The organism is Deinococcus pimensis DSM 21231 (assembly GCF_000519345.1).
GTDB classification, from domain to species: Bacteria; Deinococcota; Deinococci; order Deinococcales; family Deinococcaceae; genus Deinococcus_A; species Deinococcus_A pimensis.
Genome location: NZ_KI912669.1, coordinates 76548 through 76799, shown reverse-complemented (window position 1 = coordinate 76799; position 252 = coordinate 76548). Strand labels below are relative to the sequence as shown.

Annotated in this window: 1 protein-coding gene; it reads right to left on the bottom strand. The window is 74.2% G+C overall.

The annotated features are described in order from the left end of the window. Positions 1-252 (bottom strand): FAD-dependent oxidoreductase (locus DEIPI_RS40385; protein ID WP_045234714.1); only part of this gene is annotated, 252 nt, incomplete at both ends.

Genomic DNA, 252 nt, shown 5'->3' with positions numbered 1-252 from the left:
CGGAGAAGCCGCAGGCGTTGAACCAGCCCGGCGCGCCGGGCATCTCCCCCACGACGGGCCGCCCGTCGGGCGTGAGCTCGTAGTGGCCGAACCAGCTCGCGGCGCGGTCGAGCCTGAGCTCCGCGAACCACGGGAAGCGCGCGAGGGCCACCTCCAGCGTGGGGTCCAGCCACGTCCAGTCGACGCCCCCCTTGAAGCCCGTGTCCCGCGGGTTGGCGAGACCGAAGATGACGCGCCGCCCCTCGGAGCGTG